We start from the raw sequence: 20,091 nt of genomic DNA on the forward strand, positions 1-20,091 counted from the left end.
CCGCCTACTCCGGCTTGATGTTCGCTTCCTGCATGCGGCGGCCCCAGGTACCCAGTTGCGCCTCCACGAAAGCCTGCTGTTGCGCCTGCGTGTTCGGCGCGGCCGTCATGCCCAGGGCGGCGAACTTCTGCTGCACCTCGGGACGCGCCAGCGCGTCGTTCACCGCCTTGTTCAAGCGCTCCAGTATAGGCTGGGGGATGCCGGCGGGACCGGCCAGGCCTACCCATACCACCAGGTCGAAATCCTTATATTCCGTTTCGGCAAAGGTTGGCACATCCGGCAGGTCCGGCAAGCGGCGCTCGGTGCTGATGGCAAGCGCCCGCAGCTTGCCGCCGCGCAGCAGCGGCGTGGCGACCGACAGGTCCGCCATCACGTAATCGACCTGCCCGCCTGCCAGGTCCGTCAACGCCGGGGGCTGGCTCTTGTACGGCACGCCTTCCGCGCGCACGCCGGCAATGCGGTTGAACGCCGCCGCGCCGACCTGCCCGCCCGGCGAGCCGTAGCCGTAGTTCAAGGAACCCGAGGCCGCCTTCTTCACGAACGTGGCCAAGTCCTTGTACGGACCGTCCGCGCGCACCAGCAGCAGCATGGGCATGGTGGTCAGGCGCGACACGTGGCTGAAGTCCTTCTGCGCATCGTAGGGAAGCTTCTTGAACAGCCCCGGATTGATGGAGTTCAGCGAACTGCTGGAGATCGTCAGCGTGTAGCCGTCGCCCGGCGAACGCACCGCATACTCGGTGCCTATCAGGCCTTGGGCGCCGGGCTTGTTCTCGACGATCACGTTGGCGTTCAGGTCCTTACGCAGTTCTTCCGCGATGATGCGGGCGCTGGTGTCGGTCGCGCTTCCTGGCGAAAAAGCCGCGACGATCTTGATGGGCTTGTCGCCCGGATAGGTCTCGGCCTGCGCCGCGCCTTGCGCGGACAGGTTCAGTAGCGCGCATGCCAACAGCGCGAATCGAATCGTTTTCATGGTCTAGTCTCCTGGTTTTATGGGTACTGCCTGGTTCGCCTTACCGCTCTGACGGCGGTGTTGCGGCGTTCATTTCGCCCAAGCGCGGCGGGCCCCGGCGTATGGCCGCCGGCGTGCCGGACAGTTTTATCGGTATGCCCGGGCCGTGGTAGTCGTCGCGCCGGACCACCATCTGGCGATGCTCGGTATGGGCGGCTGCGGCCACCGATGCCATGTCCAGGATCGGCGCGGCCGGCACGTTCTGCGCCAGCAACTGCTTGCCGAACGCCTCGCCATCGACCTGCGCGAACGCCTGGGCCAGCGCCGCATCCACGGCTTCGCGGTTGACCACTCTTTGCCCGTTGGACTTGTAGCGTTCGTCCTGCGCCATGTCGGCAATGCCCAGCTGCGTGCACAGCTTGGTGAAGAGGCGATCGTTGGCGACCGCGATGAACAAGGGGCAGGTCCGGGTCTGGTAAACGTTGTAGGGCACGATGTTGGGATGCCCGTTGCCGCTGGGGCGCGGCGTATTGCCCGACGCCAGGTAATTGGCCAGGAACGGATGCGCCACCGATACGGCGGAATCGTAGAGGCACACGTCCGCCATCTGGCCGCGCCCCGTGCGGTGCCGGGCCTGCAGGGCCAGCAGCACGGCGATCGCGGCGTTCATGCCGGTGGTGAGGTCAACCACCGGCACGCCCAGCCTCAAGGGTTCGCCACCCGCCTCGCCGTTGATGCTGAGCAGGCCGGCCATGGATTGCACCGCGGCGTCGTAGCCGGGCAATTCGCCCAGCGGGCCATCGTCGCCGAAGCCCGTGATGCGGCAATGGACCAATCGCGGAAAGCGCTCGGTGATGGCGGACGGTTCGGCCACGCCCCAAGCGCGCAGCGTGCTGGCCTTGAAGTTCTCGATCAGCACGTCGGCCGTTTCCAGCAATTGCCAGAACGTCTCGCGGCCGGCTTCGCTGTTCAGGTCCAGCACCATGCTGCGCTTGTTGCGGTTCACGGCGCGGAAATAGGCCGAACTGCCGTCCACGAACGGGGGACCGAAACCGCGGCATTCATCGCCTTCCGGCGATTCGATCTTGATTACGTCGGCGCCATGGTCGCCCAGCATCTGGCCGCAGAATGGCCCTGCCAGGACGCGCGACGCGTCGATGACGCGCAGGCCGGCGAGCGCGCCGCCGGTATCGCTGCTATGCATAAGTCTGTCTCCTTCGATTTCAGGCTCAGGCCGAAGCGCGGGCGATCAGCCAGCTGAATTCCCTACCCTGCGCGCCCGCCTGCGTGTTCATGCGCAGCGCAAGCCGGTGATTATGCGCATCCAGCGCGCCTTCCAGCAGGCCGTTCCAGGCTTGCGCCACGCAGGGGTGTGCATCGGCCACAGCGTCCATCAGGTTCCAGCCGTGTTGCGTCACGCGCACGCCTTCCGCCGTTTCGCTCAACTGGCACGTGTCGCCCTGTGCTTGCGCCAGCGCCACCATGAAGCGCCCGAACTGCAGCGCGGAACTATCCTGCCCCACGCCCAGCGCCCGCGCCGTCTCGTGATAGAACTGCATGCCTATCATTCTTCCCGTCAGGTGCAGCAGCGCGGTCGCTTCCTCCGGCCCCCACAAATTCACCGCCACCGGCAAGGCGCTGCGCACGTACTCCATGGCGTAGTTGCGGCTGGCCTTGGCCAGGCGCGTCGCGGGCCAATCCACGGTGGGCAGCGTCGGTGCGGCAGCGGCGTCGAAATCGGGCGCGTCCTCATTGCGGCTGAAGCGCAGGCGTTCATGCGGCTGCAGGTCGCGGTCGTACTCGTAGTAGTAGCCCTCCAGCCCCGACTGGCCGTCGACAGCCTGCTTGGTGCATACGAAACCCAGCCGCGGATTGTTAAGCGACACGCCGTTCTGCGCATGCCAGCCCGCCAGCATGGCGCGCGACACCTCCGACGGTATCGCGCACAGCGCGGTGCCCGACCAGATCCAGCGCGGCGCGGAATAGCGTATCCAGGCCTTGCGGTCGGACTCGTACATGTACTGCACCGCCACGCCGCCGATATGGTTGGACAGGTAGTGGTACTGCGCCGCCGCCACCGCGGGCGGCAGATGCGCGATGCCCAGCTTCTTCAGGCCCGGCAGGAAGCGCTCGTTGCGCTGGCGGCAGAAGATTTCGTAGACCAGTTCGGCCGCGCGCGCCGTGCCGCGGCGCGTCACGGCCGACAGGACGATGCCGGTGAAGAATGCGTGATACCACTCGGAAACCGCGCGCCAGCCGCGTTCCTCGGATTGCATGTCATGCATGGCCATTCACTCCAGTGGGAACCGCCACGGAACCGGGCAGCAGGGATTGCATGGACGCGACAGCGAAATCCGCGATGTCGCGCGCGATGGCTTCGCGATCCGCTTCGGATTCGCCGGCCCTGGGGCGATACCACATGGTGGTCCAGTTCAAGGCGCCCAATAGCGGCTTGACCTGCAAGGCCGGCGGACCGCGCCGGAAGTCTCCGGTCGCCATGCCCGCCTCGACCACGCTGCGGAACAGCGACTCGTAGCGGTCGCGCTGCCGCACCAGTTCTTCCAGCTCGGCACGCTGGTTCGCCGTGGTGCGTCCGGCCAGGTGCAGTTCGACGCCCTGCACGGTGACGCGCTGGTACGGCAGGTGCGCCATCATCAGATGCGTGTGGGCATGGGCCATGTTCCAGAGCCGCTGAGGCGGCGACGCGGCCTCGTCCTCCGCCAGCGGCGTCACCGTGTCCAGGTTCAACTGCATGGCGCGCCGGTGCACGGCGAAGAACAGGTCGGTCTTGCTGCGGTAGTAGTAATAGACGCTGCCTTTCGTGACGCCGATCAGGTCGGCGACCGAATCGATCGTGGTCGCCGCGAATCCCATTTCGGTGAAGGCATGCGCGGCCGCGTCCAGCAGCTCCACTTGCCGCAGGGGCATCTCGTCATAAGGAATGGCAGTCTTGGCTTTCATGCGAACTCCCCGCGCTGCGCCGCAGCGCCTGCGCTTTTCTTGATGGCGCGGGCCAGGACCACGCGCTGGATTTCGGAGGTGCCTTCGTAGATTTCGGTGATGCGCTGGTCCCGGTAGCAGCGTTCCACCGCGCTGGGCTTCACATAGCCGCGTCCGGCGAGAATCTGCATCGCGTCGTCCACCACGCTGTGCGAGGTTTCGCTGGCCAGCAGCTTGGCCATCGCGCCCAGCGTGCCGATGTCCTGCCCAGCGTCGTAGGCGCGCGCGGCTTCGTAGGTCATCATCCGCGAGGACGACAGCGCGGTGGCGGCGTCGGCCAGCTTGAAGCCCACGCCCTGGTGGTCGATGATGCTGCGCCCGAAGGTCTGGCGCTGCACCGCGAAGTCTCGCGCCTCGGCATAGCTGCACAAGGCGATACCGTTGGCCTGGGCCGCCACCACCACGCGGCCGATGCTCAAAGTCGCCAAGGCGAGCTTCAGCCCTTCTCCCAGCGTCCCGACCACGCTTTCAGCGCCGACCCAGGTGTCCAGGTTCGTGGTGGTGGTGCCGCGTATGCCCATCTTGTCTTCGTAGTGGTCCACCACCACGCCGCTTGCGTCGCGGTCGACCACGAATGCGCTGATGTTGTTGCGCGCGCCCGGCTCGCCCGTGCGGGCGAACACGATGAAATGGCGCGAATGCCCGCCGTTGCCCAGCCAGCATTTTTCGCCCCGGATGCGCCACCCGTCGCCCTCGGGCACGGCTGTGGTCAACAGGGCCGCCGCATCCGAACCGGCGCCGCGCTCGCTCAGGGCGAAGTTGACCGCGTGGCCGTCGCGCGCCAAACCGCCCAGCAGCACCATCTTCTGTTCGGCGGTGCCTCCCAGGATGACCGGAAACGCGCCCAGCGACAGCGCCGCCAGGATGGCGGCCGTGGAGGCGCAGCCCTGAGCCACGGTTTCCACCACAGCCACCAGCGAGGTCAGCGATGCGCCCGCGCCACCGTACTCGGCTGGAATGAAGAGTCCCGAGATCCCGCTTTCCCGCAACGGCGCCAGGTGCTCCACGGGATAGCGTTGTTCCCGGTCTATGGCGGCGGCCGCCGGCGCGAACGCCCACGCGGTCAGGTCGGCGGCCTTGTCGCGCCAGGCGCTTGCCTGCGGGTCGAGCGGGGGATTCCAGATCACGGACATCGTTGTCTCCAGCAACATACTAACGAGTATTTAATTGGCTGGATGAGAACATACTACTTGGTATTTTTCTTCGATACCCGGGGAAAACCCTTAAAAAAAGAGCTGGCAGGGCAGTACGCGCCTCAGCCCGCGAGGCATCCGTGACGCTGCTACAGGGGGATGGTTGATGCTTAAAAGACTATTGAAGCCTTATCGCCGTGGGAAAAGGCCCGGGATGCGCGGTCGAGCTTCTGGCTCGTCGGATTTTCCTGTCCAAGCACCAGTAGATATAGGACTCTTTTTTGGCCATTCAGACCGAAGAGTTGGCAGGCGAGTCGGTCGTCGTATGCTCCGATCGCAGTAATGCCGAGTCCAGCGCCCGCGGCCGCAAGATAAAAGCACTGGGCATAGGCGCCAGTCCTGGCTAGCGCGCACTTCAAATTCACGAGGTCCTCGGCTGTATCTGCGATGGCTCTATCGATATAGAACGCGATGATTGCCGAACTCGCCTCTACAAAGCTCTGCCGCATGCACACGTCTGCCCATGCTGGCGCCTGCCCAGCGTCCATACATACTCCCGAAAGCAGCGCTTCGCCGACGCACTCATAGAGTTTCACCCCGCTTGCCGAACGCAGCACGGCGCGCACACTCACAGGAAATTCGTCTCGACTCGATATCCACTGGCTACGGAACTTGGATTTATGAAAAACCCCTTGCAGCACGTCCAGCGGCAGCAACTGATCATAAAACCCGCGGGCCGAACTTCTGCGCCTCATGCCTGACGAAAGGTAGACATCGTTCAATTTCGGGTCGCGCGACGACGGCGCAGGGACCAAGGTCTGCTCGAGGGTGTATCGGGGAAGCATGCCAGCCGACTCAAGGCGTTCCCACGCGCGCCTGTCATGAGCAAGCATCGTGAATTCTGCAAGAGGCAGCGACTCTGGATCGGCTATTCTGTCCGCGCCCGCTCCCGTTCCCGGCACGACAATCAAGGCATGGCTTTCGAACAAGAGCCCCCTGAGTCCCAACAAATCCTCCAAGCCGACACGGTCGAAGTTGCCATAAATAGCGACAGTGTTCAATTGCGCACGGAGACTTATCGCCAGATTGCCGACCATGTGGCCCGCGTCCAATATGCTGTAGAGATAGCCGCGCTCGCCGTATTTCAACATGGAGCTTGAGGGCTTCGCGGCGACGATCAGTATCAAATCCCCTTCGCGCACGGACTGAGGCAATCTGGCGGCGATTTCGCCTTGTTCCGCCGTGCAGACAAGCTGCCGCATCTCTCCATCGCGCTGGTGAATGCAAAATACCCCATTGAACGCAGCGCCGGCGTAGAGACCGAACACCGCGCAGGGATAGATTGCCCCCGCGGACGGCACGCTCATTGCGGGTTTCTTGCCGGTGTCGCCAACACCCAAGGCCAAAGATCGACGAATTTGAACAACCTGGCCGGGCACCGGGTTGAATTCAGCTGTCGCATGATCAAGACGGCAAGCCTCAAAGTACGCATTCAACGCCGGCGCGCTGGCCGGGGGCTGTGTGGTCATGCCCATAGTTTCCGCCCCCCCTCGTACATCATGAGAAGCCCCGTCAACAAGAGACAGATCTGGACGATCGCATAAAACGACTTCGCATCGATGCGCCGCTGCAACCATAATCCGCACCAGACGCCTATTGGCACCAAGGGTAGCATCAGCGCGCTAGCGATCATATTTATTTTTGAAAATTGCCCCAACAAAGCATACGGAACAATCTTGAACATATTGGTCAACATGAAAAATATGTTGATGGTCGCGATGAACTTTTCCTTTTCCAATTTCAGGGGAATCAGATAAACCTGAATCGGAGGTCCGCCAGAATGCGATAGGAAACTCGTAAATCCAGACAACGCGCTCCAGAACGTGCCACGAGCACGAGAGCCAGGGAGCGCAGCCGCTGATGTCGAAGACTTGAGCAATCCTTTCGTCGAAAAAACCAGTGCGATGATCCCGACGAGGAAAATAATGAGCCCGTCACTAAGCGTATCGAACACCAGCCAGCCAGCGGCCGTACCCAGAAGCGCGCCCGGCAGGATAACCCTCAAGCTCTGCGAATCCCATTTTTTATAATAGGCGCCGAATCCGGCGATATCTATCAGGCACAGGATAGGTAGCAAGATCGCGGCCGCCTGTGTCGGCGGCAAGACGGTGATAAGTAGAGGCAGGCTAAATCCTCCCAGCCCGCTACCGAATCCAGCTTTCGAAACACCCCTCAATAGAACTGCTGGAATGGCCACCAAGTAGAATTTCGGGTCGTACAGGAACAGTGTATCGATTGCGTTCATGCCCTTGTGCCCTTTACATGACGCCGCGCGCAGCATTCGGTGACTGCTTGTCAAACGCCTGGAAGTGCGACAAGCCCGAATCCAACCAGGGAGCCTTCCTCTGAACCGCCCACTCGGAAAGCGGCACCTTCCGTGCCGCCGCGGCGACAGCTTCCCTCATACAGGCAGCACCTGCCCGCGTTCCATAGGGATGCCCGTGTATGTCGCCCCCCGCGATCATCAGCAGGCTTGATCCGAGTACGTTGACCAGGGGCTCAACGCTTAACGGATCCAGCCCTGCCCCACACACTGGCAGTGTCGCCTTCACGCCCTCGAAGTCTTGCCCCAGGCGTCCATCTGCGCGGGGAGCATATTGGATAATTTGCTCTCTCATATTGCGTACGATCTCAATCACATCCTGGCTTTTCGCTTCCATCACACCAAGGGCCGGTGTACCTGAATGCATCTGGTCCCCGCCTATCATGCGGAAGATCTTGGTCCAGACCATGAAATCAATTCCAAATCTCTCTGCCCGGTGCAAGGCTGCGAACAATGTCCGATGTCCGTGTATGACCAAACCGAGACCCTCCAGGCGCAAGGTGTGCAGCAGAGCGCCACCTCCGATCACGAAGTCAACCATCACAGCCACGCCCCCGGCCTTATTGACCAACTCCGCGCGCCTGAGCGACTCATTGATATTCGATGAGGTGATATTTGGAACGTAGATTTTCCTCTTCCCTGTGCGATCCTCAGCCCGGCGCAGCATATTCATCGTGGCCTCAAGCCGCTGCTCGAAGCCGCTGCCTGCGGCTGGATTATGCGTAATCGCTTCGTCATCCTTGACGAAATCGACACCATCCACGTCGCCGCCATCCGCCATGCCAATCCAGGCGTCGTAGCATACGGTGGCATGTTCCTCGGCACTCAGACCACATTTCGGTTTGACAATAGCGCCGCACAGAGGTTGGCGCTCATTCTGCGAAAACAGCGAATAGATTCCATCTTCTCCGAATTGCGGGCCTGGATAGGATTTCACATAATCGATCGGAAAACTGACGTCGATCAACCGCAACGCGGAAACATCTGCCAACCCGAAAGCATTGCCGGCAATGACCGTCAAGAGCTGACTCAGGTTTCCTGGCTCGAACAAATCCGCCGGATACGCGATATGTGCGATGTCATGCGCTTCGTCGTAATAGAAGACTTTTCCCGCCAAGCGGTTCGACTGACCCTGCGACGTCATGACCTCGATCCAGGTGCCCGTTGAAGATTCCGCCGCAATGGCGCCCAAGAACGCCAAGCCCTCCAACCTGGACGCGGCATGTCGCTTCACCACATAGGAAGCCAGCACATGCGCTTTCGGATTGAAATTAAGACCAAGTCCCAAATATCTAGAATAATTCCGTGACGATTTCAACGACAGTCTCCGTAGCTCTTTCCCTGCTTGCCAGCTTCATTGCCGCGTAGGCCTACTGAGTAGAGCCCGATATGACCTCCGGCCTCCCTGAAACCCGTTCATTAATCAAATTCCTGAATATCAAGGCCAAGACATCTCGCGTATCCGTACCCGGAAAAACCAGGCTTGAGCGCGATCTTTGCAGCAGATAATTTCCAGTGACGGCTTCTATGCTGGACAATATCCGATCGTTCCGGCCCAACGGCGCGCTAACCACCAACTGCGTATCGCTTTCGGACAGAAGCCCCCTGTCGGTGAAGGGATTGGATGTATCGATCAAGGGAATGCGCTGCACGTTGATGGTGGTCCTGGAGAACTGCGGACATATATGCTCAATGTAATCGGGAATCCGCTCCTGGATCGCCCCGATGCTCGCCGCCAACGAATACCCCCGATCGCGAACATCCCGCCGTATTTTCTGCATCCATTCAAGGTTTATCACAGGCACCACTCCAACCAGAATATCGGTATGCGCGGGGATATTCACATCCTCTGCGATCATCCCGCCGTGCAGACCTTCGTACAACAGCACTTTGGTATTGCGAGGAATTTCCCTCCATGGCGTGAAACATCCAGGTGGAAATCCATGGAGCTTTGATTCTGCCCAGTTGTGCACGTATGAACGGATTCTGCCTTTGCCCGAGGATCTGAAATCTTTGAAAAGGCTTTGCAGATCGCCGAGCAGATTAGCGGCCGGGTGGTAATGCGTCAGCACCCTCGCTTCGCCCGCACTCCGTTCCGTGGACAGGCGCAGCATGCCCGCCCGGTCAAAACGATGAAAGGCATCCCCGCACAGGCCCACATGCGCCATTCCCATAGCCTGAAGCACTTCGGCAAAAATTCCGCCGACGAAGCTCGAACCCGATCCGGATGCTCCGATCACAGAAAAAACATAATGCTCTCTATTTTTTTTCATCAATCCACGGAATGCTCTTGTTTGAAACATCGTCGACTCGACTTAGAAAAATAGTTTTTTTTCAACCAACTAAAAACTATTAGAAAGTACTGGGCCACGAAGGTAATCCACCGCAGTGCTTCTGTGAGGAGCCCGCAGACCACGAGAGACGCGAGCTCCCGTCTGTCGGCTATGAACTCGCCGCTGGCGCCGGACTGCGCAACACCAGCATCAGGCCCAGCAGGATCGCCGCCATCCCGCCCAGACTCAACGCCGACAACCGGTTGCCCAGGATGAGGTAATCCAGGGCCGCCGTGCCGGCCGGGACCAGATAGAACAGGCTGGTGACGTTGACCAGGTTGCCAGCCTGGATCATGCGGTAGAACAGCAGGGTCGCGCCCACCGAGATCACCAGGCCCATCCAGATCAGCGGCAGGATGAAACCGATCACCCACTCCACGCGGATCGGTTGGAATGGCACGAACAGCAGGCACAACGCCAGACTGACGAAGTACTGCAACGGCATGACGTCCATGGGCGCCTGGCGCACGCGTTTCTGCAGCATCGCGCCGCTGGTCATGCAAAGCAGCGCGGCCAGCGCGTAGGCCATGCCGGCCGCGGAAAAGCGCGCCATGCCTATGCTCTGGTAGGCCACCATCACCAGCCCGCACAAGGCAAGGCCGAGGCCCGCCACGCGCGGCAATGAGTAACGCCTTTCCATCACCGCCAACGTCAGAATGGGCTGCGCACCCAGCAGCGTGGCCAGCACGCCCGGCGTGATGCCGTGGTCCAGCGCCAGCAGATAGCAGATGGAGTAGCCGCCGATGAGCAGCAGGCCAGTGGCCGCGACCGTCAGACGCGTGCCAGGCTCTGGCAGCCAGCGCCGCCGCCACGCGCACAACAGCATCAGTGCGGCCAGCGCCAGGATGAAGCGCAACAGCAGGAAGCCGAAGGCGGAGGCGTGGGACAGCCCCCACTTGGCGAAAATCGCGCCGCCGCTCCACAGCAGCACGAACAAGGAAGTGGAGCCATAGGAGGTCCACGCAGATCTATCGAAAGACATGAGGTTTCTACCTGTCGGGGTATGAACAGGCTCCAGCCCCGCCCGCGCAAGCGGGCATAAGCATGCGCTAGACGGATGCAATATGCATCAGGACGTCTGACGAAGCTTTTTGAAAAAAGGCTGGAGTCGCGTTGCGGACGGCGTCAGCCGACGACGACCGCGCTAGGCGGGTAAGCACCCGAGACCACGCCGCAAGGCGGCGCGACCGGCGGCGATACCACCGTGGACACGACAGGAGAAAAACCGGGGGAAACTGCGGAGCGCCGGGACAGCACACGCGCACGCGTATCCGCTGCGCGGGCAGCGGATGCGGAATCGGCGAGGAGCGTGTGGGCAGGCATGGGGCGTAGCCTACCGGCTGCGCGCGGCGCGGTCAAGCGATGCGCCGCTGCTCCACCCCCATGTCGCGCCAGGCTTCGCCATGGCAGGTGAACATGAGGATCTGATGCCGCGTGGCCGCGTCGAACAACGCGCGCTTCATGAAGTCGCGCCGCGCGTCGTCCGTGTGGACCAGCGCGTCGTCGAGCAGCAGCAGCGTCGGCCGCCCTGCTTCGCGCAGCAGATCGGCATAGGCGAAGCGGGCCAGGATGCCCAGTTGTTCGCGCGTGCCGAAGCTGAGCGCGGACAGCTGGTCCTCGCCGCCCGCGCGGCGCAGCGCGGCGGGCAGCAAGGCATCGTCCAGTCGCAGGTCGGCTTCCGGAAACAGCAGCGCCAGGTAGTGGTTCAGCCGGCGCGCCAGCGGCGCTTGCAGGCGTTGCGTCGCCGCCGCGCGCTTGTCTGCCAGCAGCTTTTGCAGGAGTTCCAGCGCAGCGGCGCGGCGGGCGAAGTCGTCGCGCCGCCGTTCCAGGCGTTCGCAGGCGGCCTCTGCTTCAGACAGGCGTTCGCCCAGCCCTTGGGCGCCCGCCTGGTCCAGCTTGCCTTGCAACTGCAGGATTTCGCCGTGGCGCTTGTGCTGCGCCTCGCGCTCGATCGCGGCGGACTTCTCGTAGCGCTGCACATCCTGTTCGACCAGCTCGGGACGGTGGCCAGCCAATGCCGCCTGCGCCTCGCGCACGCGGCGCTCCAGTTCGTCGTGGCTGCTGCGGACCTCGGCGAGCCTGCCTGCGCGGGCCTGCCGCTGCGTCGCGCGCTCGGGCGATTGGAGCTCGGCGCTGCGCGCCGCCGTCTGGTTTTCCAGCAATTGGGCGCGCGCGCCGTCGGTGTCCATGGTGCGCTGTGCGGCGGCCAGCGCGGTCTCGGCCTGCGCCGAAACCGCCTCGGCCTCGCGCAGGGCCTGGAGCGCCCCGGGCAGATCGCCGCCGCCGTCCGCCTGCGGCGCAGCTGGCAGCTTGTCCAAACGTTCCTGCAATTGCACGCGACGTGCCAACGCGTCGTCGCGCTGGCCACGCAGAACGTCCACGCCCTTGGGCGCATGGATGCCCAGCGTCTTGCGCATGCCGTCCAGCTCGCGCAGCAAGGCGCCATGGCGGGCGTAGCGTTGCTCGGCCTGCGCCAGGCTCTCGACGTCCAGGCGCTGCAGCAAGGCCGCGCTGGCCGCCCGAGCCGCGTCGATTTCGCGCTTGAGCGCGGGCAAGTCCTTGCCGCCCGGCTCGATGCGCAAGCGCCCCACGCCCGGCAGCTCCAGTTCGGCGGCCGCCGTCAGCAGGACCTCGTCCGCGCCGCTCAGCATCCGGCCGTCCAGCACCGCCCGGCCGCCCGCTTCCAGCTGATAGGACAGGCGCGTGGCGCTGGCCTGCTGCTGCAATTGCAGGTTGGCCAGTTCGCGTTCGCTCTTGCGCAGGGCTTCGATGTCGGCGTCGGCGATTTCGATCCGCATGGTCTCGGCCTTGAGCGCGGAGCCCTGCTCGATCAATGCGGTGACTTCCTTCAATGCGCCGTCCAGGCGTTCGATCTCCACGCCCAACTGGAGCAGTTGATGCTCCAGGTCGCGCCGGTCGGCCACGGCCTGCACCGAAGTAACGCGCTGGCGCGCCGCGTCCACCGCGGCCGCATGCGCCTGGCGCTGCTGTTGGGCGCGCGCCAGCGGTTCGCGCGCGGCCTCGACCCGGGCGCGCGCGGCGCGGGCCTCGCTGGCCAGCGACTGGAGTTCGGCCTCGTCCTGCTGGTCGCGCCGGACCTGGTCCTGCAACAGCGCCAGCGTTTGCGCGGCTTGCGCCTGTTCGCGGCGCAGCCCTTCGAAGGCTTCGCGCTCCTTGGCCAGGGCCGCCAGGCGCGCACGCGCCTCGGCCGCCTTGGCTTCGAAGTCCTTCCAGGGCTCGCCGGCCTGGGCGCGCTCGTGGTCGCGGCGCAATTCGGCCAGGCGGTCCACGTCGGCGTTCAGCTGCGCCATGGCCTGCGCGCACTCGTCGCGTTCGGCCGCGGCGCGCGTCAGCGCATCTTCGGCTTCCTTGTAGACGCCCTTGGGGCGGCCATTGCGTGCGTCCAGCAGCGCGCCGCGTTCGGCGGCCACGCGCTCGTACAGGCGGTCGCCATCGCCCGAAGCCAGCTCGCCGGACAGCTGCGTCAAGGCCTCACGCAGATGCGCGCCCGCATGGCCGGCCGCTTCCTGCAGATTCTGGCCGTCGCCCTGCTGGATCCACAACAGGCCCGGTATGCCCGCCAGGTCCGGCTTGCTCTGGCCGCGTCCCGGCAGTTCAAAGCCCAGCAATGCGGCCAGCGCGTTCTCGGCCTCTTCGCCGTCCAGCCGTTGCGCGCCGCCATCGATCAACAGTTCGCAGCGCGCGCGCGACAGGAATTGCTTCTTCAGCACATAGCTGTGTCCGGCATGCGTGAATTCCAGTTCCACGCTGGGTCGCGCGCCGGACTCGCCGTGCGGCGCCAGGTCAGCGACCTTGCTGGTGCTGTAGCGTTCAAGAAAGGCGGAACGGATGGCCGCGGCCACGGTGCTCTTGCCGGCTTCGTTCGGGCCCACGAACAGGTTCAGGCCGTCCTGCAGCCCTTCCAGCGCCATGGGCTGGCGGAACTTGCGGAATTCTTCCAGGGCGATGCGCGAGAGCTTCATTTGGCGGCTCCCGGCGCGGCGCTTTCGCGCTGGAACCGCAGCAGCAGCCGCAATGCCTCGCCCGCAACCGCAGATTGTTCCGGGTCGGCTTGCAATGCCTGCAATTGCGCCGCAACTTCGCCCACGTAGCCGCTGGCGCGCAGTTCGGCCAGGTCGGCTTCGTCCGGTTCCAGCATGAGGCCGGACAGGTCCGGCAGCAGCGCACGCACCTGCGCCGCGGCCTGGTCCACGGCGCGTTGCAGCGCTTCCCAGGTTTCCATGTTGACGTGCCCTTGCAGGTCCAGCCGCAGCACATCCTCGGCGCGCAGCTCGGCCATGCGCGCGGCCAGCGCCTGCGCGTCCGAGGGCAGGCTCAGCGTTTCCGACCAGGCCGACCAGCGGTACTTGCCCGTAGCCAGCCGCTCGACGGCGGGCGTGGCGCCCGGCGCCTCGATGCGCACATGCAGCGCGTACCCCGGTTCGTTGCCGCGGAAGCGGTCCTGCTCCGGCGTGCCGGCGTACCAGGTGCGCTCGTCGATGGACAGACAGCCGTGCCAGTCGCCCAGCGCCAGATAGTCCAGCCGCGCGCGAACCGCGCGGTCCGGGGCGATGGGATTGGTGGCATCGATGGTGTCCGGCAGGCGGCCCGCCACGCTGCCGTGCGCCAGGCCCACGCGGATGCGGCCGGCTTCGGTTTCCAGCGCGTCGAAGGCCTGGGTCACGTCGTCGTAGGTATGGCGTTGCGTCAGGGGCGCGGCCAGCACGGCGAGATTGATCGCCGCCAGATCGACCACGCCGGTGCGCAGCGGAACATGCACGTTGGAAGGGATGCAGCCCAACTGCATCGCCCGGCTCCAGACGCTGTCGGCCAGCGCGGCGTCGTGGTTGCCGGCGATCATGACCCAGGGGCCGGTGTAAGCGGCCATGGCCGCGAACAGGCGGCGTATCGTGCGGTCCGACACGCCCTGCGTGTCGAACACATCGCCCGCCACCAGCACGGCGTCCACGCCGCGCTCCGCGGCCAGCGCAGCGATGCGGGCGACGACGTCGAAGCGGGCCTCGGCCAGCATGGCGGCATCGTCGGTTTCAAACTGGCCGTATTGTCGGCCGATCTGCCAGTCGGCGGTGTGCAGGAAATGGATCATGCGGGCCATTGTAGATGGCCCATGCGCAGTCCCGGCGGCGATATCCGGAAGAATCGCCGCCGGCTTGCCGCAAGCGGAATCAGGCGCTCTTGCCGTCCAGCACCAGCGACTGGCTGGACGCCGCCTTGCGGTCATAGCGCGACAGGCCCAGGCCGTCGGTGCGGATGGCGGGACGCTGGCCCATGACCAGATCGGCCACCAGCTTGCCCGAGCCGCAGGCCATGGTCCAGCCCAGCGTGCCGTGGCCGGTGTTCAGGTACAGGTTGCCGTAGCGGGTCGCGCCGACCACCGGCGTGCCGTCCGGCGTCATGGGACGCAGGCCGGTCCAGAACTCGGCCTGGGCCACGTGGCCGCTGCCCGGGAACAGGTCGTTGACGACCAGTTCCAGCGTCTTGCGGCGGGCCTCCTTCAGGCGCAGGTCGAAGCCCGCGATCTCGGCCATGCCGCCCACGCGGATGCGCTGGTCGAAACGCGTGACGGCGATCTTGTAGGTTTCGTCCAGGATGGTCGAAACCGGCGCGGCCGATTCGTCCGCCATGGGGATGGTCAGCGAGTAGCCCTTGAGCGGATACACCGGCAGGTCCAGGTCCAGCGGCTTGAGGAAGTCGCGCGTGTAGCTGCCGAAGGCGGCGACATAGCGATCGGCGGTCAGGACTTCATTGCCCACGCGCACGCCGGTGATCTGGCCGCCGGCCGTGTTCAGGCCCGACACCGTCTGGCCGTAACGGAATTCCACGCCCAGGCCCTTGGCCATTTCGGCCAGACGCGTCGTGAACAGTTGGCAGTCGCCGGTTTCGTCGTTGGGCAGGCGCAGGCCGCCGCTCAGCTTGTGCAGCGAGCGCGCCAGGGCGGGCTCGGCCGTCACCAGGCGGTTGCGGTCCAGCAGTTCGTAGGGCACGCCCACTTCTTCCAGCACCGCGATGTCGCGGCGCGCGGCTTCCAGCTGGGCCTCGGTGCGGAACAGCTGCAAGGTGCCGCGGGTGCGTTCCTCGTAGTGGATGCCGGTGGACTGGCGCAGTTCGCGCAGGCAATCGCGGCTGTACTCGGACAGGCGCAGCATGCGCTCCTTGTTCACCGAGTACCGTTCGGCCGAACAGTTGGCCAGCATGGACGCCATCCATTTCAGCTGGAACAGGCTGCCGTCCAGGCGTATGGCCAGCGGAGCGTGTTTCTGGAACAGCCACTTGATGGCCTTCAGCGGAATGCCGGGCGCGGCCCACGGCGTGGAATAGCCCGGCGAAACCTGTCCGGCGTTGGCGTAGCTGGTCTCTTGCGCCGCCGAAGGCTGGCGGTCCAGCACCGTGACTTTGGCGCCTTGGCGGGCCAGATAGTAGGCGGTGGTGGTGCCGATGACGCCGCTGCCGAGGACGATGACGTGCATGATTCTTTCCGGTGATTGGTTTTGTTCAGGAATTTCGGTAGTCTATGGGCCTCTCAGCAGTGAAAAGCACTGAAGATTTTGCTTTGCCAGTGCTTTTTCCCGGCCGCCTCCTGTTTTTCGATCGCCAAAAGTGAAATGCGCGAGCTAGACCGTATCGACCTGAAAATCCTGGATATCCTGCAGCGGGAAGGCCGCATTTCCGTGACCGAACTGGCCGACCGGATCAGCCTGTCCGCCACCCCCTGCTCCGACCGCGTCAAGCGCATGGAGCGCGAAGGCGTCATCACGGGTTACCATGCGCGCGTCAATCCGGCGGCGCTGGGCAAGAACCTGCTCGTCTTCCTGGAGATCAAGCTGTCGGCCAAATCCGGCGACGTGTTCGACAAGGTCAAGAAAGAGCTGCTGTACGTGCCCGAAGTCATGGAATGCCATCTGGTGTCCGGCGACTTCGACTACCTGGTCAAGGCCCGCCTGACCGAAATGAACGAATACCGCCGTCTCCTCGGCGAAATCCTCAAGCGCCTGCCCGCGTCCGCTGAATCGCGCAGCTACGTGGTCATGGAGGAGATCAAGGAGACCCTGTACCTGCCCGTGGACCGCTAGGCGCGCGCCGCTTCCGCTGATCGCATGCCGATTGTTACCTGTCGGGCCCGCGCCGGCTGCTATGCTGGCGGCCCTTCGGCGCGTGCCTTTGCCGCGTAATCCGACCCTGATTTATTTGCCTATGTCTATGACTCGCCTCTATAAATACTTCTTCCGCGGCCTGATCACCGTCCTGCCGCTGGCCCTGACGATCTACCTGCTCTATATCTTCCTGGCGTGGACCGAAGCCGTGGCGCTGACCTTCCTGCGCCCCTTCATCGGCGGGTTCTATGTGCCGGGCATGGGCCTGGCGCTGGGCATCCTCGGCATCCTGGCCATCGGCTACCTGGTGTCCAAGGAACGCGTGCAGCGCGTGCTGGTGCTGCTGGAAATGCCGTTCACCAACCTGCCGGTGGTCAAGAGCATCTATTCGTCGCTCAAGAGCTTCGCGGACTATTTTTCGCCCAGTTCCAAGAACACCGCCCAGCAGGTCGTGATCCTGCGAGTACCGGGCCAGCAGCTGGAACTGGTCGGCCTGGTCACCCGCCGCAGCATGGAAGGCTTGCCCGAAGGGTTCACCCAGGGCGAGCGCGTGGCCGTATACCTGCCGATGGGCTACATGATCGGCGGCTATACCGTGTTCGTGCCGCAGGAATGGGTCCAGCCCATCCAGATGTCGGTCGAGGAAGCCATGCGTTCGTCCCTGATCGCCTGGATGGCTCGCGCCGAAACCAGCAACAACCGTCCCGCCGCGCAGGAGCCCCCCGCCCCTGCCCAGGACGGCGCCAACGGCGGCGGCCAAGCCTGAGCGCCCCGCCCCCAACCTCTACCAGACTCTCGCTATGCCCATCATCGAATTCACGCTGGCCGAAGGCAGCCCCTATATTGAAGTGAACCAGCTGCTCAAGGCCACCGGCGTGTGCGACAGCGGCGGCGCGGGCAAGATGCTGGTGGCCGAAGGCCACGTCAGCGTGGGCGGCGTGGTCGAAAGCCGCAAGACGGCCAAGATCCGCGCCGGCCAGATCGTGACCTGCGGCGACGTGCGCATCGTCGTGCGCGGCCCCGACGCCGGCGACGCAGACGCCTGAAGCCCTCCACACCACGCATCACCGCGAGCCGCCATGAAACTCAAGATGTCCCAGAACTCCATTTTTGCGGTGCTGCTGCGCTCGCCCTGGTGGATGAGCGCCGGCGTGGCCGTGCTGCTGTCGGCCGCCGGCTTTGCCGCGCTGCCGCTGGAGTACGCCGCGATGGGCGTGTTCGCCGCGGTGCCGTTCGCGGTCATCGCCATCATGGCGGCCTACAAGCAATTGCGCGCGCCCTCGGGCGCGCGGGTGCAGGCCGTGGCCGAAGCCGCCGCCGGCATGTCCTGGGCGGAATTTTCCAAAACCGTCGAAGCGGGCTTTCGCCGCGACGGCTGTGAAGTGCAGCGCCTGCAATTGCCCGGCGCCGATTTCGCGCTGAGCAAGGACGGCCATGTCGCCATGGTCAGCGCCAAGCGCTGGAAGGCCGCCCGCGTCGGCGTCGAACCCTTGCGCGAACTGCAGGCGGCGCGCGAGAAGCGCGGCGCGCGCGAAGCCATCTACATTGCGCTGGGCGAGGTCTCGGACAACGCCCTGCAATACGCCAAGTCGCAAGGCGTGTCGCTGATGACCGCGCCTGAACTGGCCAAGCTGCTGCGGGACCTCAAGCCCTGAGGCGGACACGGCCATGAGCTATCGACTGCTCGCCGACCTGGTGCTCATCGTGCACGGCCTCTTCGTTGCCTTCGTCGTATTGGGCGGCCTGCTGGCGTTGTGGAAGCGCTGGATCGCCTACCTGCACCTGCCCGCGCTGGCCTGGGGCGCGCTGGTGATAGGCATGGGCTGGATCTGCCCGTTGACGCCGCTGGAGATTTCGCTGCGCCAGCAGGCCGGCCAGCAAGGCTATGGCGGCGGCTTCATCGAACACTACATACTGGCGCTGATCTACCCCGAAGGCATCACCCGCGGCACGCAGATCGTACTGGCGGCCTTGCTGATCGTGGGCAACATCGTCGTCTACACGCTGTGGGCGCGGCGCGGCCGGCGCCTGCCGGCCTAGCCTTTCGTTCACAGGGCCCGGGCGATCACCAGGCGCTGGATGTCGCTGGTGCCTTCATAGATCTGGCAGACGCGCACGTCGCGATAGATGCGTTCCACCGGAAAGTCCTTCAGATAGCCGTAGCCGCCCAGGGTCTGGATGGCGGCGGAGCAGACCTTCTCGGCCATCTCGGAGGCGAACAGCTTGGCCATGGACGCTTCCGTCAGCGCCGGCCTGCCGGCCTCGCGCAAGGCTGCCGCATGCAGCACCATCTGGCGCGCCGCATGGATCTGCGTGGCCATGTCGGCCAGCCGGAACGCGACCGCCTGATGCTCCATGATGGGTTTGCCGAAGGCCTGCCGGTCGCGCGCGTAGTCGCGCGCGCACTCGTAGGCCGCGCGCGCCATGCCCACCGACTGGGACGCGATGCCGATGCGCCCGCCCTCCAGGTTGGACAGGGCGATCTTGTAGCCTTCGCCCTCCGCGCCCAGCCGGTAAGCCGCTGGAATGCGCATGTCCTCGAACGCGATCTGGCAGGTGTCGGACGCATGCTGGCCGAGCTTGTCTTCCACCCGCAGCACCTTGTAGCCTGGGGTGTCGGTGGGCACGATGAAGGCCGAGATGCCGCGCTTGCCGGCATCCGGGTCGGTCACGGCGAATACGATCACGACCTGGCCGCTGCGCCCCGACGTGATGAACTGCTTGGCGCCATTCAGGATGTAGTCGTCGCCATCGCGGCGCGCCCGGGTGTGCAGGCTGCTGGCGTCCGACCCCGCCTGCGGCTCGGTCAGCGCGAAGGCGCCGATATGCTCGCCCGTTGCCAGCGGACGCAGGAACTGTTCTTTCTGCGCGTCGGTACCGAACTTCAGGATGGGCATGCAGGCCACCGAATTGTGCACGCTCATGATGGTGGAGCAGGCGCCATTGCCGGCCGCGATTTCCTCCAGCGCGACCGCATACGAGATATAGCCGCTGTCATTGCCGTCCCAGGCTTCGGGCACCAGCATGCCGAAAAAGCCCAGCTGCGCCATTTCGGCGATGGCGTCGGCGGGATAGTGATGGTCGCGGTCCCAGCGTTCCGAGTTGGGCGCCAGGCGCTCCTGCGCGAAGCGGCGCGCCATTTCCTGGACGCTGCGCTGTTCGTCGGTCAAAAGCATGCTTG

Annotated in this window: 19 protein-coding genes; 5 read left to right on the top strand and 14 right to left on the bottom strand. The window is 64.5% G+C overall.

Annotated features, from left to right (window positions below):
• Positions 1 to 4 precede the first annotated feature (4 nt).
• The 13 genes from IB258_RS04435 to IB258_RS04495 all read right to left on the bottom strand — a co-directional run bounded on the left by IB258_RS04435 (position 5) and on the right by IB258_RS04495 (position 16,286).
• Positions 5 to 970, bottom strand: a complete 966-nt coding sequence (locus IB258_RS04435) for a tripartite tricarboxylate transporter substrate binding protein (protein ID WP_054453920.1) — start codon at positions 968 to 970, stop codon at positions 5 to 7.
• Positions 971 to 1,010: 40 nt separating this feature from the next.
• A complete protein-coding gene (locus IB258_RS04440) occupies positions 1,011 to 2,153 on the bottom strand; it encodes a CaiB/BaiF CoA-transferase family protein (protein ID WP_125472313.1) in 1,143 nt (380 codons plus the stop codon).
• 25 nt (positions 2,154 to 2,178) lie between these two features.
• Positions 2,179 to 3,234 (bottom strand): hypothetical protein, encoded by a 1,056-nt coding sequence (locus IB258_RS04445; RefSeq protein WP_370539807.1) that lies wholly within the window; start codon positions 3,232 to 3,234, stop codon positions 2,179 to 2,181.
• A complete protein-coding gene (locus IB258_RS04450; protein WP_119449648.1) occupies positions 3,227 to 3,910 on the bottom strand; it encodes a TetR/AcrR family transcriptional regulator in 684 nt (227 codons plus the stop codon). The genes IB258_RS04445 and IB258_RS04450 overlap by 8 nt, the downstream gene beginning before the upstream one ends.
• Positions 3,907 to 5,082, bottom strand: a complete 1,176-nt coding sequence (locus tag IB258_RS04455; protein WP_192352194.1) for an acyl-CoA dehydrogenase family protein — start codon at positions 5,080 to 5,082, stop codon at positions 3,907 to 3,909. Before IB258_RS04455 ends, IB258_RS04450 begins: the two co-directional genes overlap by 4 nt.
• A gap of 170 nt (positions 5,083 to 5,252) precedes the next feature.
• Entirely contained in the window at positions 5,253 to 6,611 is a 1,359-nt protein-coding gene (locus tag IB258_RS04460) for a nitroreductase family protein (RefSeq protein WP_192352195.1), read from the bottom strand.
• Entirely contained in the window at positions 6,608 to 7,387 is a 780-nt protein-coding gene (locus IB258_RS04465; protein WP_192352196.1) for a sulfite exporter TauE/SafE family protein, read from the bottom strand. Before IB258_RS04465 ends, IB258_RS04460 begins: the two co-directional genes overlap by 4 nt.
• Before the next feature lie 13 nt (positions 7,388 to 7,400).
• Positions 7,401 to 8,783: a RuBisCO large subunit C-terminal-like domain-containing protein gene (locus tag IB258_RS04470; RefSeq protein ID WP_192352197.1), complete on the bottom strand. Its 1,383-nt coding sequence runs from the start codon at positions 8,781 to 8,783 to the stop codon at positions 7,401 to 7,403.
• 52 nt (positions 8,784 to 8,835) lie between these two features.
• Positions 8,836 to 9,768: a phosphoribulokinase gene (locus IB258_RS04475; protein WP_192352198.1), complete on the bottom strand. Its 933-nt coding sequence runs from the start codon at positions 9,766 to 9,768 to the stop codon at positions 8,836 to 8,838.
• Positions 9,769 to 9,907: 139 nt separating this feature from the next.
• Positions 9,908 to 10,780: a DMT family transporter gene (locus IB258_RS04480; protein WP_192352199.1), complete on the bottom strand. Its 873-nt coding sequence runs from the start codon at positions 10,778 to 10,780 to the stop codon at positions 9,908 to 9,910.
• Between the two features lie 373 nt (positions 10,781 to 11,153).
• Positions 11,154 to 13,781: an AAA family ATPase gene (locus tag IB258_RS04485; RefSeq protein WP_175213465.1), complete on the bottom strand. Its 2,628-nt coding sequence runs from the start codon at positions 13,779 to 13,781 to the stop codon at positions 11,154 to 11,156.
• A complete protein-coding gene (locus IB258_RS04490; protein WP_119449677.1) occupies positions 13,778 to 14,905 on the bottom strand; it encodes a DNA repair exonuclease in 1,128 nt (375 codons plus the stop codon). Before IB258_RS04490 ends, IB258_RS04485 begins: the two co-directional genes overlap by 4 nt.
• 79 nt (positions 14,906 to 14,984) lie before the next feature.
• A complete protein-coding gene (locus IB258_RS04495; protein WP_054453905.1) occupies positions 14,985 to 16,286 on the bottom strand; it encodes a D-amino acid dehydrogenase in 1,302 nt (433 codons plus the stop codon).
• Positions 16,287 to 16,421: 135 nt separating this feature from the next.
• On the opposite strand from IB258_RS04495, the gene IB258_RS04500 reads away from it, so the two are divergent.
• The 5 genes from IB258_RS04500 to IB258_RS04520 all read left to right on the top strand — a co-directional run bounded on the left by IB258_RS04500 (position 16,422) and on the right by IB258_RS04520 (position 18,950).
• Positions 16,422 to 16,889 (top strand): winged helix-turn-helix transcriptional regulator, encoded by a 468-nt coding sequence (locus IB258_RS04500; RefSeq protein WP_013394098.1) that lies wholly within the window; start codon positions 16,422 to 16,424, stop codon positions 16,887 to 16,889.
• A 127-nt stretch (positions 16,890 to 17,016) separates the two neighbouring features.
• A complete protein-coding gene (locus IB258_RS04505; protein ID WP_192352245.1) occupies positions 17,017 to 17,676 on the top strand; it encodes a DUF502 domain-containing protein in 660 nt (219 codons plus the stop codon).
• Between the two features lie 34 nt (positions 17,677 to 17,710).
• The gene (locus tag IB258_RS04510) at positions 17,711 to 17,956 is read left to right on the top strand and encodes an RNA-binding S4 domain-containing protein (protein ID WP_125473305.1); all 246 of its coding nucleotides are present in this window, start codon (positions 17,711 to 17,713) and stop codon (positions 17,954 to 17,956) included.
• A gap of 33 nt (positions 17,957 to 17,989) precedes the next feature.
• A complete protein-coding gene (locus IB258_RS04515) occupies positions 17,990 to 18,565 on the top strand; it encodes a restriction endonuclease (protein WP_054453899.1) in 576 nt (191 codons plus the stop codon).
• Positions 18,566 to 18,578: 13 nt separating this feature from the next.
• Entirely contained in the window at positions 18,579 to 18,950 is a 372-nt protein-coding gene (locus IB258_RS04520) for a DUF2784 domain-containing protein (protein ID WP_192352200.1), read from the top strand.
• An 8-nt stretch (positions 18,951 to 18,958) separates the two neighbouring features.
• Here the strand turns inward: IB258_RS04520 and IB258_RS04525 are convergent, their stop codons facing one another.
• Positions 18,959 to 20,086: an acyl-CoA dehydrogenase family protein gene (locus IB258_RS04525; RefSeq protein WP_192352201.1), complete on the bottom strand. Its 1,128-nt coding sequence runs from the start codon at positions 20,084 to 20,086 to the stop codon at positions 18,959 to 18,961.
• Positions 20,087 to 20,091 lie beyond the last annotated feature (5 nt).

Origin of the sequence: Achromobacter sp. ACM02, from assembly GCF_014851605.1 — a bacterium.
GTDB classification, from domain to species: domain Bacteria; phylum Pseudomonadota; class Gammaproteobacteria; order Burkholderiales; family Burkholderiaceae_B; genus Achromobacter; species Achromobacter aegrifaciens.